Raw genomic sequence first — 17,218 nt, 5'->3', positions numbered from 1 at the left:
CATGGATTACAACATATATACCCTGGGTGATATTGATTTTGTCTGGTCGGCTTTTACCGGTATTGCCCTGATCTTTTCTCAATATACTGGTGTAAAAGAGTTCCTGACCACGGCCGCCGTTGTAGCAGGTGTGAGCCTATTCTATAAAACGTGGCTATGGCTTCAGGCTCCGACCAAAAATGAATTACCGTTTTTCTCCTGGTTTTTGGGGTTGATCCTTTTCATGATGGCAATGGTTCGAGTGGATGTAACTATTGAATCTGTAAAGTCGGGAGAGGTCAGAAACGTCGACGGAATTCCAATTTTTATTGCTGCGATGGCAACCGTCACCACTAACTTAAGCCAGGGTTTGCTGAAGGATTATAAAACAGCGTTTGATCCGCTTTCTCCGGTGGACCTGTCTGCAACAACTCTGGACGATGACATCACCCTCGGTCCGATGATCCGATTCGTGAAGTTTTTGCAATGGGGCGGCGATAGCCAGGGCTACTGTTCCGCATTTCCTGAACCGGCCAGCGGGCTAGGGCCAATGAACGTATGTGCTACCGTTCAGTCTCTTGCATACAACTGCCTGAAGGCTACCCAAAACTCAAGCGCAAATATTGCCGGTAAAGAAACTATTTTTAACGATATTTTCTCAGCTAATCTGGCAGATAGCATGGACCGGATTAATCAGGCGATGAAAGGCGCACTGAAGAATGCCTCTGCCAGTATTGTTGGCGCTAACGGTTCAAAATCTGGTACGTGTGATGAGGTCTGGTCAACTGTGAAACAGGTTACCAGTACAGCTGAAGCTCGCCAGACTATTTCCCTTATAGGACAGACAAACGGCATCCTTACTCCAGACGAAGCAAATGGTGCACCTACCGGCGCAAGCTTTACTGATGTTATGGCGTCAGCAAATGGTATGTACGGTAAGGCTATTGGTTCGTATGACGCCACCCTGAACCTGTTCATTATGAATGAGCTCAGAAATGGCGCAAGCAAATATAAGACCCCACTCGGTCTGGCTTCCGATATGCAGTTGTTTGAGGCTTCTCTGAAGCGAACCAACACAATGGCTTCACAGGGCCAGTTGTGGTTACAACTGTCGGGAGCAGCAATCGCATTCCTTGAAATGTTTGCTTATATGGTTGCTCCATTTGCTTTGCTTATGCTGCTGGCGTTAGGTGGTAATGGTGTTGCCGCTGCGGCGAAATATTTGCAACTTATCCTCTTCGTGAATATGTGGCCGCTTACGGCAGTAATGGTCAACGCGTATGTGAAGAAAGTCGCGACGGCCGACTTGGATACCTGGAGCACCCTCAACAGCCAGAATAATGCCGTCACGTGGATGGGACTCCCAGGGCTTGCGGAAACATACAGTTCATACCTGTCTGTTGCTTCCGCCCTCTATGCTCTGATTCCGGTACTCACATTATTCCTGATGACACAGTCGATTCACCCGATGATGAATGCGGTTAAGGGAGTGACCCCCGATGCGCCGGTGGATACTGGTCATGTAACGCCCAAAGTATGGGATGGCCCTAACAGCGGTAAATCTTCATTTGGTGACGTGACACGAACCGCCTTAACCAGTACCGGTCAGGGATACAGCGATGGCGGCGCAGTTGATTCAAGTAATTTCCGTCTTGGAATGTGGAATGCTGGTTCAAGTATCGCTAACAGCCAGGGACAAGGATCAGCTGTAACCTCATCAGTTATGAGTGCGGCAAGTAATTCATTCCAGGCTGGTTACAGTCAGATGAGCGAAATTGGAAGGTCAGGACAGTCGAGCCAGCAGTTCTCAACCAACCTGCAAACAATGAAGCAGATCTCGGATAAGATTGGTGCCTCTGTAGCAGAAGGTATTGCAACGAAACATGGGGTGAGTGCGTCTCAGATGGCCAGCATTGCTTCAAATGTTATTCTCAACGCTGGGCTTAATGGAGGTGTTGGAACTGGCAATGGAGCCGGGCTGAAAGCGGCTGTAGCAGGGCAATTGAGTAGCGGTGCATCTAAGACCAATACAGGCAGTGACTCGCTTTCAAATGACCTTTCAAAAGCAATCACGAATCAGCTTAGCCAGGATTCTGCGTTAACTGACCAGTTCAGTAAAGCGGCGTCTCAGGTAAGCAGCGATCAGATATCCAATACTAATGCGTTTAAAGAAGCATCGTCGAAAATGAACCAGGCGACACAGACGATGGCGCAAAATATTTCTACATCGGTTTCGACTAACGCAAGCTCCAATAGTGGAATGAGCCTTGATTCTAAACAAAGCATTAACCTGGACAGGTTCTCCGATTCTATTCGCAACAAAAACTTCAGTGATGATGATGTAAGGAATTTTGCTCGTAAGAATGGGCTGGATGAGAATGCGTTTATGGAGAAATTCAACTCCTATAACGATACCTTCAAGGCCAGTAATCAGCTTGGATCGCAGCTTCAACGTACTGACGCGCTTGTGGCTGCAACCCGAGATTTCAGTGAGCAAAAAATTGCGATTGATACCGCCCGGGGAGAGACGGCCGAAAGTAATAAACAGGATCTCCGTGAAACCTCCAGCCTGCTTAAAAGTCTGGTTTCCGACTTCGGTGGTAATGCACAGCAGCTGCTACCTATCACCAATCAGCTCGACAGAATTTCAGGTGACGGGTCAGGAATTAATACTATCACTCAGGCACAGGATAGAACTCCTGACAGCGTAAATACGTCTGGCGTGATGAGTGCGTCACGCGTAGGGGAACTGGGTGGAAGTGTAGATTCGCAGGCTAAACTCGGTCTTTCCTCCAACGCTCAGGACGCGACACAGCATGTCCCTGGAAAAAGTGAAGCTGGCTTTACTCCGTATAACCTTGATAACGCGGGCAAAGGCGATATTCAGGGAATACATAACAACAACGTGGGCCGCACTTATTCTGATGAAGAAAGGAATGTGCTTAATTCTCTCGAAAAGAATGGACCTGTACTGAATAATCAGGGTGTAGAGAAAGTCGTCAATTCGGGTCAGGATGTCAGAAATGCAGAAGGCACATTTAACGATCTGGAAAAGGTTGGAGGTCGGGTGGTTGGTGATGGAATGGATCAACGAGCCACTGCTTTGAACAGTATGTATCAGAGCGGGCAAGTTCGTGGCTTATCTAATAACACTGATAACTACTTTAGTCGTGTTGCCAACAACCCGAACTTAAGCCGGGACGATAAGCGAGCTGAATTGGCACAGCAAGCTGTCTTTACCTATGGTGCCAGCACCATGGCTACCGGTGCCGAAAGAGAGCAGCTCAAAGCGGATACCCAGAAGATCCTTAATGAACTGGGTAACTATAACGTTAACTGGAGTATGAATGACGTTAAGAGCATCCATAGCAGTTTCAACACTCATAACAGAGCTGATGGTTCACTTGAGTCAGTCGTACGGGCAAACCTGGGAGAAGGTGGGTCGGGCGGTGGTCTCGTTGGTAACCGCACTCAGACCGTCACAGATCGCTTGGTTGGGGAAAAGATAGAGGCCAACACTGAGCGGGGCGCGATTTCTGGTGCGCTACTCGGGGGCCAGCAATTTGTTTCGGATACGCTAACCAGCGTTGGGGCGAAACCGGTAAATGAGATGCTTACGGGAGCGGGCATCCTTCAAACCCAGACATCGATAGCAAATGATGCCTCTAACCCTGCAAATATGCCTGATTCTCTCCAGGGTAAAGTCCTTAATCACATGCAGATGTCTGATGGCGTCGCAGCTGTAAGTGACCGGTATCAGAGTATTAGCAGCGACGGCGTTTCGACTTATGCGAATGCAGCGCAGAACTCTGAAAGGGCTATCCGGCAGCAATTGACGGATGACCCACGCTTTGGGCCTCAGAAAGCAGATGAATTCATTCAGTACATGAAGTCAGAGCTGAGCAACACAAATGAGCCTTACCAGTCACGTGTCGATAAAGCGGATCAGTGGCTTAATGAAAATAAAAAATAAGGGAGGTTGAATATAACCTCCTGAAATGACTATCAATAGATTGTAAATTACTGCTAAACAATTAAGGCCGCAAAGTATGTGTTTGCGGCCTTTTTTTCAGAAGTACCGCTCTTGCGGAACATTCAACTGACGGTTTGAATCAGTGAAGACAAAAATCTATCAAACTCTGTATGAGATTCAATAACATAATCAGTAGATGCTTTGTCTCTTATCTGAAAGCAGTCGTCTGCAAAACTATAAGCGAAAAGTGACATGCCATCTTCTCCGATTAACACCTTATCAGTGAGATTTGGGTCAACGTAGATTTCATTGTCTCGTGCTTCAAAGTTGCGTATGTAAATATTTGACCACAATAGATTTTCGTTCTCTGCCTGAACAAGGTTATAAAACGTAAGTCCGTTGTACTCAAAACCATCCATAGCATTAAACACTTGGGCATAATCAAGCCTGGTTTTAATGAGTTTCTGTATATCTATATAGGCGCTCTTTTTGTGATCTGCCCACTCCACTGGAGGCGGATTGCAGATTAAGTCTTTCAAGACTTCCGGGGCTACCGGGCTGGCTAAAGGGTAGTGATCTGCAACCATCAACCTCTTTAAGCTGCTGAGTAGTTGAGTTAAATCTTTCATGAGCGCCTCTTACTTTCCTACCGGGTAGATAACACCGTTCGGCGATGGCCATAGAACTTTGGTGCTTGAATTATACGGTAGATCCTTCGTAATGATGGATTGTGCTTTCGACAGTGCTGAATGGTATGGTGAATTCTGAATAAGTACCAGGTTGTCTATAGCGTTTGTGCCACCATCATCAAGAGGGATCTTGTGGTGAACCTGCCACCCAGAGGGGACCTTGCCTGTTGCAAGTTTCATCAAATCGTTAGGTTCAAACGTAGCCAGGGCATCTGGGTGGTCTGAAAGTGATTTAAGGAAGTTAGGGCGTACAGTATTGTTGAATTGTCCACGGAGAGCTAAATATTCAGCTCTGTCTCGGCGCATGTAGTTCAATTCGCTAACATTCATATCATCGAGCAAAACGTGTGCTTTTTTGTACTTGCCGAGATAACTTGTCAATTCATCCGCAGACCTTGGATTTCGGATAACCAGAAGTGAAGCCGCTGCAACCAGCATACCTGAAGTTGTTTCGTTCAATACCTGGTCATAGCCTTCAACAGCTTCGCCGCCAAGTTGTTCAGCCGTATGTCGAAATCCCTCCACATTTCCATTATAAAGCCCGCCAGCTGCGAGAAGACGACCAGCCGCTTTGGAATTAATGGTTTTTGTTGATTGGGCGTGCTGTGCTGGTGTCGTTGATCGAACGTAATACCCCGGGCGTTTCAACTGACGAGAGATGATATCGCGCAGACGGGTAAAGAGGGACAGGGGCAGGTCATTGCGTAGGTTGCCATTTGATATAACCCCCGGCCCGGCATTGCCGGTTATGTCTTTTCTAAGCAGAACGATCTTACCGTATCTGATGTCGTCAAGCGTATCGCGGTAAGCGAGCCAGGGGCGTTGATGGTGGAACTGGTGATACCGGCTGACAAACTGTGTATATCCCTGCGGTAAATTCCATTCCTGAATAATCCGGTTTGGCAGGGCGGTATCTTCGAGGTCATGTACCGCCGTGGCCGGATGTATGATGTGGGGAATATCCTCAAGGTATATGTCATCCAGTGACTTAGCCTGACAGTGATGCAGCATAATGTCCCTTTCTTGTCGAATTCATATGAGACATTATTGCGTATGGTATAAAACAATCAATCCTAAAGTGGATGGGCGTACGAGATCAGCAGTGACAGGGTAAAAGGAAAGTTACTTTGTTCATCAGCGTCCCATGAGCTGATGGTACCTTGCGTTAAGAGCTGCAAGGTCAGATTCGGTGAGGCCCGTGTAATAATCGGTTTTGTGCAAATGCGGATAACCGGCCGGAAATAATGATTCGTCGTCATCAAGGCAGATAAATGCTTTAACTCGATGTGAAAAGACAAAGTCCTCACACTCGGCAGCCCGCACACCAGTCTGTCCGTGTTTTAAATATACCGAACCGGTTGCACCTATGATTTTGTCTCTATAAGGCACCCGGAACAGAGATTTCAGATAACTTGTATTAGCGCACTCACGCCATGAGCTGGAGATAACAATCACCATGGCAGGGCAGTTATCCAGCAATTTCTCTAACAGTGGCATTCGCTCAAAGGTTTCATTTTTACACCTGTGGCAAACCCCATCGAAATCTAAGAAAAGCACGACATGCGAATCAGGGAGAGGGGCCCATAAACCAGCTGTTGTTTCTTCATGAACACATACTTCTTCATGATGAGGGTTTTTCTGGATCAAGAAAGAAGAGAGAATCTTAAATAAATTTCTTGCAGAAGAAGACAATATATTACTCCTGAGTCAGTGTGAAATATTTGTGGTGGTTTACCCAAGCCACTCGATGATCTTCTGTAATATCGGGTTGTATTTATTTAACAACAGGAGTCGGGTTTTGCTCCGGGACATTTTTAGCTATATGGCCATTGTATCGAGGAGGTTGCTGGGTCCATTGATAAAGCTCACCCATCCCGTTACGCTGCTGGATCCGGCGATTGTACTTTACCATGAAGTTAAATATGTACTTTGCACGTACCTTTGGGGTTTTGCTGTTGTAATCTGCAATCCCTTCAAACACATTGCCCTTGCGATCAACAATTTTTCTATAGAGCCACCATGTTCCAACCCAGAAACTTGCGCAAGCATCGTAAGCCAGAACCCGCCACGTTACCGTCGGGAAATGCTTTTTTATTTCAGGTAGATTGGATGAGTTGATCTGCATTGGGCCAATATCATAAGTGCCGTTAGTATTCCTGCTGAAAGTACCAACCTTACCGCCTTCATTGTCAAACAACGTAAAAACCAGTTCAGCATCAATTCCGAAGTAGCGGGCGGCATCCGTAATGCACTGAGTGTAAATCTCATCAGGAACGGGAATAGGTTTCACATCATCTGCTGGTGGTGTAAACACAACGATTTCTCCACTGAATCTACGTTTTATCTATTCTCCCATATATCTATCGACTTTCTTTCGGCTTTACCCGTTGATTTAAGCGTTTAAGCAAAATTCTGGAATTTTGGGGCGTGATAATATTAGTGCTCGATTTAAGGAGCGGAAATGAAAAAAATTATTAAGGCATCGGTATTACTTCTTTCATTAAGTACCGCCTTCACGATGAATGCCGAGCCGGTTAATACAATGGTACTGCCAGATGCAGCCCGGGATAAGCTCAAAGCCATTGGGCTTTCAATCGAGCACGTCGAACCCTCGCCAGTAAAAGATATTTTTACGGTGATTTCCAGGGAGGGGGTAAGTTACGTGAGCAAAGACGGAGATTACATTTTTACCGGAAGCTTATTCCACGTGAAAGGTAAAGATGTGGTAAACACCACTGAGCAGGCCATTTTAATGGGCGTCCGGGAATTCGCATCCAAAACAAAATCCATCGACTACAAATCACCAAACGAAAAATACCGGCTTGCTATCTTTACCGATATAACCTGTGGATACTGCCAAAAACTGCATCATGATCTGAAGTCTTATCTTGATGCCGGTATTTCGATTAAGTTTCTTGCATTCCCACGTGCAGGACTGAACTCGGTAGTAGCCGGGAACATGGCCAAAATCTGGTGTTCAGCAAAGCCAAACGAAGCTCTGGATGCAGCGATGAATCCGGTTTCAACTATCCCGGAAGGACGTCCTGATGAGGCTTGCTTAAACATTATCAAATCGCATTTCCAGGTGGCCTCAACAATCCCGCTGCAAGGTACTCCTACCATGGTGACACTAAGCGGCAAACCGCAGTTATTTACGGGGTGGCTGAGCCCGGAAAACCTGGTGACCCAAATGGGCGCTGCGCAAAAGTAACTTTTCCGACTGTAAGAGGTGTGTATGAAATCTACTTTACTGAGTACGTTAATGCTGGTTGCTGTAGGTGTACAGCCCGTTTTCGCTGCACAATGTCAGTACGGAGCCTGTGGAACGGAAAACGATCCCGGAATCGGATTTCTGATGTCATCGGTACAAATGGATAAAGGTGAACATCTAAAGGAACTCTCTGGTGTTGCGACCACAGGTGACACCATCTCTAAAAAGATGGAAAGCTACCTGGGAAATAAAAAGCTCAAGGTAAACACCGACAGTACCCGCAAGGGGCCGGGTAATACCACCATCAGGCCTACAGATGAGCTCGCCCCAACGAGGCAACTAAAAGTTATCCGGCCCGAACTGGTAAAAAATCCCGATTCGCAGCTCGTGGTAGCTTTCAATGAGCGCCTGGCCTGATTTATTGACTGAGAGCGTCCAGAAGGAAAAAAGATGTCGATACTCAGTAGCTTCGTCATCAGAGCAACGGGGATACCTGACAAAAAGTATCTCCGGGATCCCGTAATAAAACGTTGTTATAAACGTCTGAGTCGTAGGGTGCCTGCTCTAATGACGGGGTGGCTTCTGTGCATTCTGGGTTCAGGGTATGTCAGTATGGCACTGGAACAGCCTGATAGCACTGTATTACTCAGTCTGCTGCTGTTGTATGTTATGTCAGGCATTTTACTGATGCAGTTCCAGTATATGTATTCAGAGCGAAGCATAGGCTACAAGTTCTACCTGGAAGTGCTTATGAATGCAGCTGCCAGTACTCAACATAAAGAACAGTTACAGTATCTGTTCATTAATAAGCCCAATTCCATCACGATGGGCGATCTTTACCGACTTTATGATTTTAATGGGGGAGGGCGATAGCCACGTTAATGTGCGTGTCCAAAAGTCACTTTTGAACATTCTCTTCCCGCCGTCTGCTTTCAGTTCCAGGGGATCACTGCAACATAATTTCCGGAACGCAGCGGCGCATCAAATTTATCAGTAAAGGCGTCGATCATTGCTGAATAAGCAATGCTGTCTGACGGCACAGGTGCATTGCTTTGCATACTCACTTTCAGAACCTGCTTTGCTCCTTTCGCTGACGGGTATACCTCGACATCCAGCTGTCGCATATAGTGCATCTGCGACATCGTCTCAGTGCCTATTACCCCATCGACTGGCTTGTAGTCATAGTCAGTATGCAATTCGCCATGCTTGTCAGTTCTCGTTGTCTTTTTATCTACAACGTAGCCTGTCACCCCAGTAAGAAGCTGCTCGCTATACTGCATGTTCTCCTGTGAGCTGCTGATTCGGAACCTGAGCACATAATCTGGCTGGTGAGTGGAAATAATGACTCCTTTTTTTGCTAATCCATCAGCAAAACGGCCTGAAAACATTCTGGACTGAATACTTTCGTCCGGAGGGACTATCTGAAACCTTTTATTTGTAACAGGACGAGGCATTAGATCGTACGCATCTACCTGGTTTGCGAAATGATATCCGCATCCACTCAAAAGCATTGCGGTTGTGAGTATAAAGCCCTGCCTAATCATCCTTTAATCTCCAAAAAGCATTGTTTCACGAATAATTCCGATTTACCGGGCCAGTATAATCCATCGCAGGTTAATAACTAACAGGCTGAAAAGCATAAAGGTAGCTATGTCTAAAGAATTTTATTTAAAACCGATGGCCACGATTTTAATTTCTGCGGTTATTGCTACCGCTGCCTCGGCGTTAATCACGGCAACTTATTTTAAACCGAAGGTGCTCAGTGAGGAAGAAATTGGCAAAATTGCCGCTACTTACCTGGTAAAAAATCCCCATTATTTAGTGGAAGCAGGTAAGGCGCTGGAAAATCAGAACGTGAGTGCCTCAGTGGAACGAATAATTCCATATGCGCCAGCTCTGCTGGATACCAAGGAGACGCCAAACATCGGCCCTGATGACGCCGACGTCGCGGTAATCGAGTTCTTCGACTATCAGTGTATTTACTGCATGCGGGTTACACCTGTTGTTGAATCGGTAATGAATCAGAGCAAAGATGTAAAATTCTTCTTTAAAGAATTCCCGATTTTTGCCGGTTCAAAACCTGTATCTGCCATGGGGGCCGCTACGGGTCTGCACGTCTATCAGAATTTCGGTGCTGAAGCCTATCGTAAGTACCACAACAACCTGATGGCTGTGGCTCATACCTTCATGACCTCTCAACGCAAATTCGAACTCACTGACTTTAATACTGTGGTGGAAAAGTCAGGGTTTAACAGCACGTTTTCTGACAGGGAAAAAAACCGGTATGAAAACGTGATCTCCGGCAATATGCAGCTGGGCGAAGCGCTCGGGATCACCGGCACACCCGGTTTCATCATTATGAATATGAAAAAGCCGAATGCGGCGACTACCACATTTATCCCCGGGGCTATGGACGCAGCAACTTTGCAGGGCGCAATCGAAAAAGCTCGCGGGGCCTAAAGTTACTTTCACATTTGATGAGTACGGCCATGCCGGTCATGGCCGCTACGCTTTTACAACGAGTAATTCATCCCAGCGGGTCGTATATCTCGGTGATAGCATGGCCTGCTTCATACGAAAATCCTGTTGAATGCCTTCCCCCAGTAAAAACAGAGCTCCGCGCTTTTCTTTATTGAACCGGTCCATAACTTTCATCAGTGCCTGACTGCCAGGCCTGGCCGGGCGAGTATCAAACAGGCTGAGTTGCTCTGTGCCGTCAGTCATAGCGGAGAGCATTACCCCTGCTTTCGCATACGCTATCCCGGGTCTGTAAATGCGGTTCAGGATGGTCATGGCTGCATCAACCAGATCGCGGGTGTCCTGTGTAGCGGTAAGCGGCTCGATACCACAATTGCTGTAGCGGTTTTCACCTTGCGCATAATTGCTACTCTGAATGAAGACTGTGATTTGACGGGTCCACGAGCCATCCTTGCGCAGCTGCTCTGCCGCCCGGGCGGTAAAAAATGAAACTGCCTCATGTAGCTTGCCTATCTCATTAAGGCGCTGACCAAAACTTCTGGAAACGATAATCTGTTGCCTGACAGGAGGAGACTCGTGCAGCCGGAAACATGGTTCGCCATGCAGTTCCCGCCAGGTACGCTCGATTTCAACGCCAAAGCTTTTACGTAAAAAGCGAACGTCGCTATTATAAAAATCACCGGCAGTGATGATCCCGAAAGCCGACAGGCGTTCACTAATCTTTCGACCAATACCCCATATTTCTCTGGTACTGATCAGGCTCAGGAGCTTCCTGATCCTGGCCTGATCAGTCAAAACTACAACCCCGCCTGTAGCTGCCCATCGTTTGCTCGCATAGGTGCATAATTTAGCGAGGGTTTTGGTGCTTGAACAACCCACACCACAGGTAAGGGACAGATTATGAAGAAGTGTACTTCTGATCAACCGGCCGTAATCTTCATAATCTATTATCTTGTTCATGTTTTTCAATAACATGAAATTTTCATCTATGCTATATCGACTCGATTGAGGCGCGAAGCTTTTCAGCGTTTCATGGAAGCGATTTGAGTAGTCTTCATACAAAGTAAAGTTAGAGCTCCGGACTTCGATCCGGTGTTGCTGAATCAAATCCCTGCACTTAAAAATTGGGGTCCCACGCTTAATACCAACGCTTTTAGCCAGTTTATTCATTGCAATGACGGACGAATCGTTATTGCTGGCTATGATGAGCGGCTTTTTTGACAGCTTGGGATCCATCGCACACTCAAATGCCGCATAGGCTCCGTTAATATCAACGTGCATGTACATGGCTGAACTGATTCAGTGCAAAGGTGACGACGCCCCATATCTCAAGGGATTCAGGATTTACACGTATCGGCTTATAGGCTGGATTAGAAGGCATCAAAAGCAGCTCAGGATACGTGTGTAAGATCTTTACCGTAAACTCTCCATCCACCAGCGCAACGACGATAGAGCCGTGTCGTGCTGTTAAAGACCGATCCACAACCAGTATTGCTCCATCATTGATACCGGCATTGATCATACTGAGGCCCGCCGCCCTGACAAAGAAGGTTGAGGGGCGGTTGCGGACTACATATTCATGCAAATTTAATTCATTATCTTCATGCCCGGCGCACGGACTCATCACTCCACAGCTTAGTAAATCACTGAAAAAAGGTGCCATTTCGTAAGGCTTGTTGCTAATGTGCTCAAGGATAACAGACATAGCTACACTCGAATTCTTGTACTGTATGTATAAACAGTATTGCGAGTTGAAGAGAAAAGATCAAATCTCTCCGGTAACGCTATCAAGCCTGACGAAAAATTAAGCTTTATCATAAACATCAAAAACCATCTTTTACCGATAATGGCGAGCTGGCCTACGAAGAAGGTATACAAGCTAGGATGAAAGGATTCTGATGCTCCTCCCACCAAATTTTTTATCTCCTGAAGACCAGGCTGAGTACGATGCTTATATGGCAAGGTTCAGCGAGGTGGTGATGCTGCCAACTTACTGATTTAGTGTATGATGGTGTTTTTGAGGTGCTCCAGTGGCTTCTGTTTCTATCAGCTGTCCCTCCTGTTCAGCTACTGACGGGGTGGTGCGTAACGGCAAAAGCACTGCCGGACATCAGCGCTATCTCTGCTCTCACTGCCGTAAAACATGGCAACTGCAGTTCACTTACACCGCTTCTCAACCCGGTACGCACCAGAAAATCATTGATATGGCCATGAATGGCGTTGGATGCCGGGCAACCGCCCGCATTATGGGCGTTGGCCTCAACACGATTTTCCGCCATTTAAAAAACTCAGGCCGCAGTCGGTAACCTCGCGCATACAGCCGGGCAGTGACGTCATCGTCTGCGCGGAAATGGACGAACAGTGGGGATACGTCGGGGCTAAATCGCGCCAGCGCTGGCTGTTTTACGCGTATGACAGGCTCCGGAAGACGGTTGTTGCGCACGTATTCGGTGAACGCACGATGGCGACGCTGGGGCGTCTTATGAGCCTGCTGTCACCCTTTGACGTGGTGATATGGATGACGGATGGCTGGCCGCTGTATGAATCCCGCCTGAAGGGAAAGCTGCACGTAATCAGCAAGCGATATACGCAGCGAATTGAGCGGCATAACCTGAATCTGAGGCAGCACCTGGCACGGCTGGGACGGAAGTCGCTGTCGTTCTCAAAATCGGTGGAGCTGCATGACAAAGTCATCGGGCATTATCTGAACATAAAACACTATCAATAAGTTGGAGTCATTACCTAGGAGAGTTCAATCACTCAACGCCTTTTACATCTCATTTTATTTATATCACCGACTATCATAAAGATAATACATGGATGATTTCACTTTCGCAGGAGGATTTTAATACAACCAAAATTTTAACATCGTTAAGTCTAGGGAAGGTGCGAACAAGTTCCTGATATGAGATCATCATATTCATCCGGAGCGCATCCCAGAGGGACATCATGAGCCATTAACTCACCTTCGCCGATAGTGAATTCAGCACTAAGCGCCGTCAGACCCGAAAAGAGATTTTCCTCTCCCGCATGGAGCAGATTCTGCCATGGCAGAATATGACCGCTGTCATCGAGCCGTTTTATCCCAAGGCGGGCAATGGCCGACGGCCCTATCCGCTGGAGACCATGCTGCGTATTCACTGCATGCAGCATTGGTACAACCTGAGCGACGGTGCCATGGAAGATGCCCTGTACGAAATCGCCTCCATGCGCCTGTTTGCCCGATTATCCCTGGATAGCGCCCTGCCGGATCGCACCACCATCATGAATTTCCGCCACCTGCTCGAGCAGCATCAACTGGCCCGTCAATTGTTCAAGACCATCAATCGCTGGCTGGCCGAAGCAGGCGTCATGATGACCCAAGGCACTTTGGTGGATGCCACCATCATTGAGGCACCCAGCTCTAGCAAGAACAAAGAGCAGCAACGCGATCCGGAGATGCATCAGACCAAGAAAGGCAATCAGTGGCACTTTGGCATGAAGGCCCACATTGGTGTCGATGCCAAGAGTGGCCTGACCCACAGCCTAGTCACCACCGCGGCCAACGAGCATGACCTCAATCAGCTGGGTAATCTGCTTCATGGAGAGGAGCAATTTGTCTCAGCCGATGCCGGCTACCAAGGAGCGCCACAGCGCGAGGAGCTGGCCGAGGTGGATGTGGACTGGCTGATCGCCGAGCGTCCCGGCAAGGTAAAAACCTTGAAGCAGCATCCGCGCAAGAACAAAACGGCCATCAACATCGAATACATGAAAGCCAGCATCCGTGCCAAGGTGGAGCACCCGTTTCGCATCATCAAGCGGCAGTTCGGCTTCGTGAAAGCCAGATACAAGGGGCTGCTGAAAAACGATAACCAACTGGCGATGTTATTCACCCTGGCCAACCTGTTTCGGGTGGACCAAATGATACGTCAGTGGGAGAGATCTCAGTAAAAACCGGAAATAACGCCAGAAATGGTGGAAAAAATAGCCTAAATAGGCTGATTCGATGTGTTTGCGGGAAAAAAATCGGCCCAGATCCGCGAAATTTTAATCAGCGAGTCAGCTTGGGAAGAAATGACCTGCTTATTCGCACCTTCCCTAGATGCCTGTGTATCCATGCTCGGAAAGATACTAAAAAAAATGTCTAACAAAAACGGTATCTCACAAACGGAAGAATCTGAATTCGCATTTCTTTTAACAAACTATATTAAACAGACTTTGACTTTTAGAGAATGGCAACGCAATGCTGACGGAAATCAACGACTGCACTTTCTTATTAATATCTACGGTGCAAAAGAAGACGGTGGCGAAGTGGTTTTAAGACCATTTATTGTAAATCCTGATGAATTAATGCTTACTCCAGCGGATGTCGTTGAATTTAATTCGCAGGTTATCAACGTTGATCGGCAGCGTCATCCTGAGTGGTTCCGTTAACTGGTCACAAGGGTTAAGAGCCTGAAAGGCTGCGATAGTGTATACGCAGCCTATTCTGTATAGCCGTCGCGTAATAATTGTTCTAAATGACTATCGACCGTTTCCTGATCACCAGGAATATATCGTGGCCATCCTGTTATATCGTTGACGCGTTTCACTATGTATGGATGAAACCCAAACTGCTCGGAAGTGATGTCAATATAATATTGCACTTCTTCGAAGTTCAATTCACACCAATAATGGCCAAAGCCACCACTCTCTGTAAATATACCGCCATCATCTGCACCGTTACCCCCACGAACAACAGCATCTAGACCTTTAGTTTTTGCTAAATAACATACAAGATAGCTTGCAAAAAGGCATGTGCCTTTCGTCTTCTTTGTGCCGCACTCCGTCAAAACTGAAAGTAGCTTTTCATGCGCCACTCGTGCAATGCCTGATACCAATTCCGGGGACATGTCTGCTCCAATGAAATTATTAGATCGACTTAAACAGGTAATATGTAATTAGGCATTACGATAAGTCGTGCCCTATTGGTTGGTACATCGTAAGAAAAGTAACTTTTCTAATCCCAGCCTGCACTCCGGGAATGCTTCTAACCTGAATAAATCACGGGGGCAGTGCTGGATACTTGTCAACTGTATTTGGATTCACAGGCTAACTATTTTTATACAGTTTAAGTGAATAAAACTTACTTAAAGCAGCGAACCACGCCGAAAGTGTAATGAGGAATACCGCCAATTCATCAGAACCATTTTTGATAGCACTGAGTAGAGCGATTAGTCCAAGGAACACCGAAAGAAAGACTAGTATTGCGGGTAAAAGTTTATACATGATAGACGTTCCTTTTAAAGGTTCAGATAGGTAGACCAACGCAGATAACGTCGGAATTGCCTGTTGTAAGATTACGCTCATTTAATTATTTTTATAACCTATGAATCCGCGTATAATTTCATTTGTAGTAATCTTCGTAATATATATCTGATAGACATTGATCTTTTTAATGTCTTGTTGACTCACAACACCATATAAGCAACTCTTAGATTGGTTTAACACAGCGCTTCCACTAACTCCATTTTGATAAAAAGCAGTCAAACCATCAGAACCAACTATTCCTTTATAATAGTAGGTTGAGTCGGGGGAAGCATACGTATTTGAAAGCGTATTATACATTCCCGATAGAACCCAAACAGACTCACCTGGAGCTAGAACATTATCACATACTGGAAGCTTCCAATTAGGTGGGGCTTTGACAATAGTATTTTTTTCTACTTTTAAAAGAGCGAGGTCCCGGTTCTTAGGATCATCAATATTGATAACTGTTGCTGGTTGGCTCCCATTCCTTGTTATTATACTTAGACTATAATCCTTGCTTGCATCAAGCCATAAATGTGAAGCTGTAAGAATATGTTGTTCATCGATCCAAGTACCTGAGCCGGAGATTGTCTTATTTCCAGACTTGATTTGAATTTTTACAGCTGAGTCCGAAAGCTCAAAATCATTGTGGTGCATACTTTGTTTATGAGGATTATCGGTGGAACAAGCAGAAATCAGTAAGGCTGAAAGAGCTAAAACCTTTCTATACATAGTCAGTTTCCTTCGAATAAGGCGAGTTTGGTTTCTAGAATATTTTATCCAGCGAGGAATTCTTCTAACGTGCTATCTTGGTACTGGGGATATATCTGCTTCATCATGCCAAAAGCAGCAACCGCTACGCTTTCTAAGTCGGAATAGAATTTAGGCTCCGTATTAAGATCATCACCATTCTTCAGAACGCCCTCGAAGCAGCTATAATCATTTCCGAACTCTTGAACAATAATCCAGCGCCCATCACGGAAACCTACGAGCATAACCGCTGAATTAGGATAGTCGCCAGCAGGCGTTAGCCAATCAAAGTGATAGTGCTTTATCGTATCATATTTCAGATGTACATTCATTATTCCTCCGTTGGCGATTACATTATTTGAGTTTTTTCATGGACTCTAAAGAAGCGAGGTAGGAATTATAGCGATCACCAAATTTTTCTTTCGCACGCTTAACGCGCATTTTCTCCGCGAGCTCAGTCTTGTTTTCTGCCTGGTAGGTCCTATTATTTTGCGTCTTTACTTCGGCCCCTGGGCCTGCTGCGTACGTTTTGTTTTTCTCGCTAATACACGCTCGGCATTTACTCTTGAGGCCAAACTTGCCCTTGAGCTCTTTTCCAAACTGTTCAAAGGGTTTAACTTGCTGACATGATTTGCATTTTTTAAAGCCCGGGGGGAGGTAGGTGTCAGCCATGAGCTGCTCCAGTAGGTATTGATTATAGGTGATTTTAACTTAAAGACGACGTCACTTTCAAATAAATCGACTACTTAACGCTGATCTTACATAATCCTGATTATGCGCACTTAAGTTGTAATGGCTCAATAGTAATGTCCGCCTGTGGCTCAATTCAGATGTCCGCGCTATGGTAAGCTTCACTGGTCCGTTTAAACT

At 46.3% G+C, this 17,218-nt stretch carries 20 protein-coding genes; 9 read left to right on the top strand and 11 right to left on the bottom strand.

The window, feature by feature from the left end:
- Position 1 precedes the first annotated feature (1 nt).
- Complete coding sequence (locus ACOT1A_RS21705) at positions 2–3,952, top strand: conjugal transfer protein TraG N-terminal domain-containing protein (protein WP_000386160.1); 3,951 nt, start codon at positions 2–4, stop codon at positions 3,950–3,952.
- Positions 3,953–4,074: 122 nt separating this feature from the next.
- Here ACOT1A_RS21705 and ACOT1A_RS21700 read toward each other — a convergent pair whose 3' ends face one another.
- The 4 genes from ACOT1A_RS21700 to ACOT1A_RS21685 all read right to left on the bottom strand — a co-directional run bounded on the left by ACOT1A_RS21700 (position 4,075) and on the right by ACOT1A_RS21685 (position 6,955).
- Positions 4,075–4,581, bottom strand: coding sequence for a YrhA family protein (locus tag ACOT1A_RS21700; protein WP_000654195.1), 507 nt, complete (start codon positions 4,579–4,581; stop codon positions 4,075–4,077).
- A 9-nt stretch (positions 4,582–4,590) separates the two neighbouring features.
- Positions 4,591–5,652 (bottom strand): HNH endonuclease signature motif containing protein, encoded by a 1,062-nt coding sequence (locus ACOT1A_RS21695; RefSeq protein ID WP_000902297.1) that lies wholly within the window; start codon positions 5,650–5,652, stop codon positions 4,591–4,593.
- 123 nt (positions 5,653–5,775) lie between these two features.
- A complete protein-coding gene (locus tag ACOT1A_RS21690; RefSeq protein ID WP_001371950.1) occupies positions 5,776–6,333 on the bottom strand; it encodes an HAD domain-containing protein in 558 nt (185 codons plus the stop codon).
- An 82-nt stretch (positions 6,334–6,415) separates the two neighbouring features.
- Positions 6,416–6,955 carry a lytic transglycosylase domain-containing protein gene (locus ACOT1A_RS21685; protein ID WP_000494968.1) on the bottom strand — a complete coding sequence of 180 codons (540 nt, stop codon included), beginning with the start codon at positions 6,953–6,955 and terminating at the stop codon, positions 6,416–6,418.
- A gap of 147 nt (positions 6,956–7,102) precedes the next feature.
- Here ACOT1A_RS21685 and ACOT1A_RS21680 point away from each other — a divergent pair, with 147 nt between their 5' ends.
- The 3 genes from ACOT1A_RS21680 (at position 7,103) to ACOT1A_RS21670 (ending at position 8,725) form a co-directional block, all read left to right on the top strand.
- Entirely contained in the window at positions 7,103–7,852 is a 750-nt protein-coding gene (locus ACOT1A_RS21680; protein WP_000720274.1) for a thioredoxin fold domain-containing protein, read from the top strand.
- 24 nt (positions 7,853–7,876) lie between these two features.
- Positions 7,877–8,269 carry a hypothetical protein gene (locus ACOT1A_RS21675; protein WP_000843243.1) on the top strand — a complete coding sequence of 131 codons (393 nt, stop codon included), beginning with the start codon at positions 7,877–7,879 and terminating at the stop codon, positions 8,267–8,269.
- A 195-nt stretch (positions 8,270–8,464) separates the two neighbouring features.
- Positions 8,465–8,725 carry a hypothetical protein gene (locus ACOT1A_RS21670; RefSeq protein WP_001439466.1) on the top strand — a complete coding sequence of 87 codons (261 nt, stop codon included), beginning with the start codon at positions 8,465–8,467 and terminating at the stop codon, positions 8,723–8,725.
- Between the two features lie 59 nt (positions 8,726–8,784).
- Here the strand turns inward: ACOT1A_RS21670 and ACOT1A_RS21665 are convergent, their stop codons facing one another.
- A complete protein-coding gene (locus ACOT1A_RS21665) occupies positions 8,785–9,132 on the bottom strand; it encodes a hypothetical protein (protein WP_121343843.1) in 348 nt (115 codons plus the stop codon).
- 370 nt (positions 9,133–9,502) lie between these two features.
- Here ACOT1A_RS21665 and ACOT1A_RS21660 point away from each other — a divergent pair, with 370 nt between their 5' ends.
- Positions 9,503–10,312 carry a DsbA family protein gene (locus ACOT1A_RS21660; protein WP_000031378.1) on the top strand — a complete coding sequence of 270 codons (810 nt, stop codon included), beginning with the start codon at positions 9,503–9,505 and terminating at the stop codon, positions 10,310–10,312.
- Positions 10,313–10,357: 45 nt separating this feature from the next.
- Here ACOT1A_RS21660 and umuC read toward each other — a convergent pair whose 3' ends face one another.
- Both umuC and umuD read right to left on the bottom strand, forming a co-directional pair.
- On the bottom strand, positions 10,358–11,611 hold the full coding sequence (gene umuC / locus ACOT1A_RS21655) for a translesion error-prone DNA polymerase V subunit UmuC (protein WP_421625532.1): 1,254 nt from the start codon (positions 11,609–11,611) through the stop codon (positions 10,358–10,360).
- Entirely contained in the window at positions 11,601–12,035 is a 435-nt protein-coding gene (gene umuD / locus ACOT1A_RS21650) for a translesion error-prone DNA polymerase V autoproteolytic subunit (protein WP_000111290.1), read from the bottom strand. The genes umuC and umuD overlap by 11 nt, the downstream gene beginning before the upstream one ends.
- 325 nt (positions 12,036–12,360) lie before the next feature.
- On the opposite strand from umuD, the gene ACOT1A_RS21645 reads away from it, so the two are divergent.
- From ACOT1A_RS21645 to ACOT1A_RS21630, 4 genes are all read left to right on the top strand, one after another.
- A protein-coding gene (locus ACOT1A_RS21645; protein ID WP_095033700.1) for an IS1-like element IS1B family transposase occupies positions 12,361–13,058 on the top strand; the annotation gives its coding sequence in 2 pieces (ribosomal slippage) (positions 12,361–12,610 and positions 12,610–13,058; 699 coding nt in all).
- Between the two features lie 287 nt (positions 13,059–13,345).
- Positions 13,346–14,260: an IS5 family transposase gene (locus tag ACOT1A_RS21640; protein ID WP_100185530.1), complete on the top strand. Its 915-nt coding sequence runs from the start codon at positions 13,346–13,348 to the stop codon at positions 14,258–14,260.
- The gene (locus tag ACOT1A_RS21635; protein WP_122966916.1) at positions 14,242–14,457 is read left to right on the top strand and encodes a hypothetical protein; all 216 of its coding nucleotides are present in this window, start codon (positions 14,242–14,244) and stop codon (positions 14,455–14,457) included. Before ACOT1A_RS21640 ends, ACOT1A_RS21635 begins: the two co-directional genes overlap by 19 nt.
- Positions 14,354–14,743, top strand: a complete 390-nt coding sequence (locus ACOT1A_RS21630; protein ID WP_236689843.1) for a hypothetical protein — start codon at positions 14,354–14,356, stop codon at positions 14,741–14,743. Before ACOT1A_RS21635 ends, ACOT1A_RS21630 begins: the two co-directional genes overlap by 104 nt.
- Before the next feature lie 50 nt (positions 14,744–14,793).
- On the opposite strand, the gene ACOT1A_RS21625 is transcribed toward ACOT1A_RS21630, so the two are convergent.
- The 4 genes from ACOT1A_RS21625 to ACOT1A_RS21610 form a co-directional block, all read right to left on the bottom strand.
- On the bottom strand, positions 14,794–15,201 hold the full coding sequence (locus ACOT1A_RS21625; RefSeq protein ID WP_001371904.1) for a hypothetical protein: 408 nt from the start codon (positions 15,199–15,201) through the stop codon (positions 14,794–14,796).
- Between the two features lie 457 nt (positions 15,202–15,658).
- On the bottom strand, positions 15,659–16,330 hold the full coding sequence (locus ACOT1A_RS21620; RefSeq protein ID WP_000285959.1) for a S1 family peptidase: 672 nt from the start codon (positions 16,328–16,330) through the stop codon (positions 15,659–15,661).
- A 44-nt stretch (positions 16,331–16,374) separates the two neighbouring features.
- Complete coding sequence (locus ACOT1A_RS21615) at positions 16,375–16,680, bottom strand: hypothetical protein (RefSeq protein WP_001100610.1); 306 nt, start codon at positions 16,678–16,680, stop codon at positions 16,375–16,377.
- Between the two features lie 22 nt (positions 16,681–16,702).
- Entirely contained in the window at positions 16,703–17,020 is a 318-nt protein-coding gene (locus ACOT1A_RS21610) for a hypothetical protein (protein WP_000785965.1), read from the bottom strand.
- Positions 17,021–17,218: the final 198 nt, after the last annotated feature.

It is taken from the genome of Enterobacter cloacae complex sp. SYL003, assembly GCF_049236925.1.
Taxonomy (GTDB): Bacteria; Pseudomonadota; Gammaproteobacteria; order Enterobacterales; family Enterobacteriaceae; genus Enterobacter; species Enterobacter intestinihominis.
Note: the sequence above shows the minus strand (reverse complement) of the source record. Positions and strands in the feature narration are given on the sequence as shown.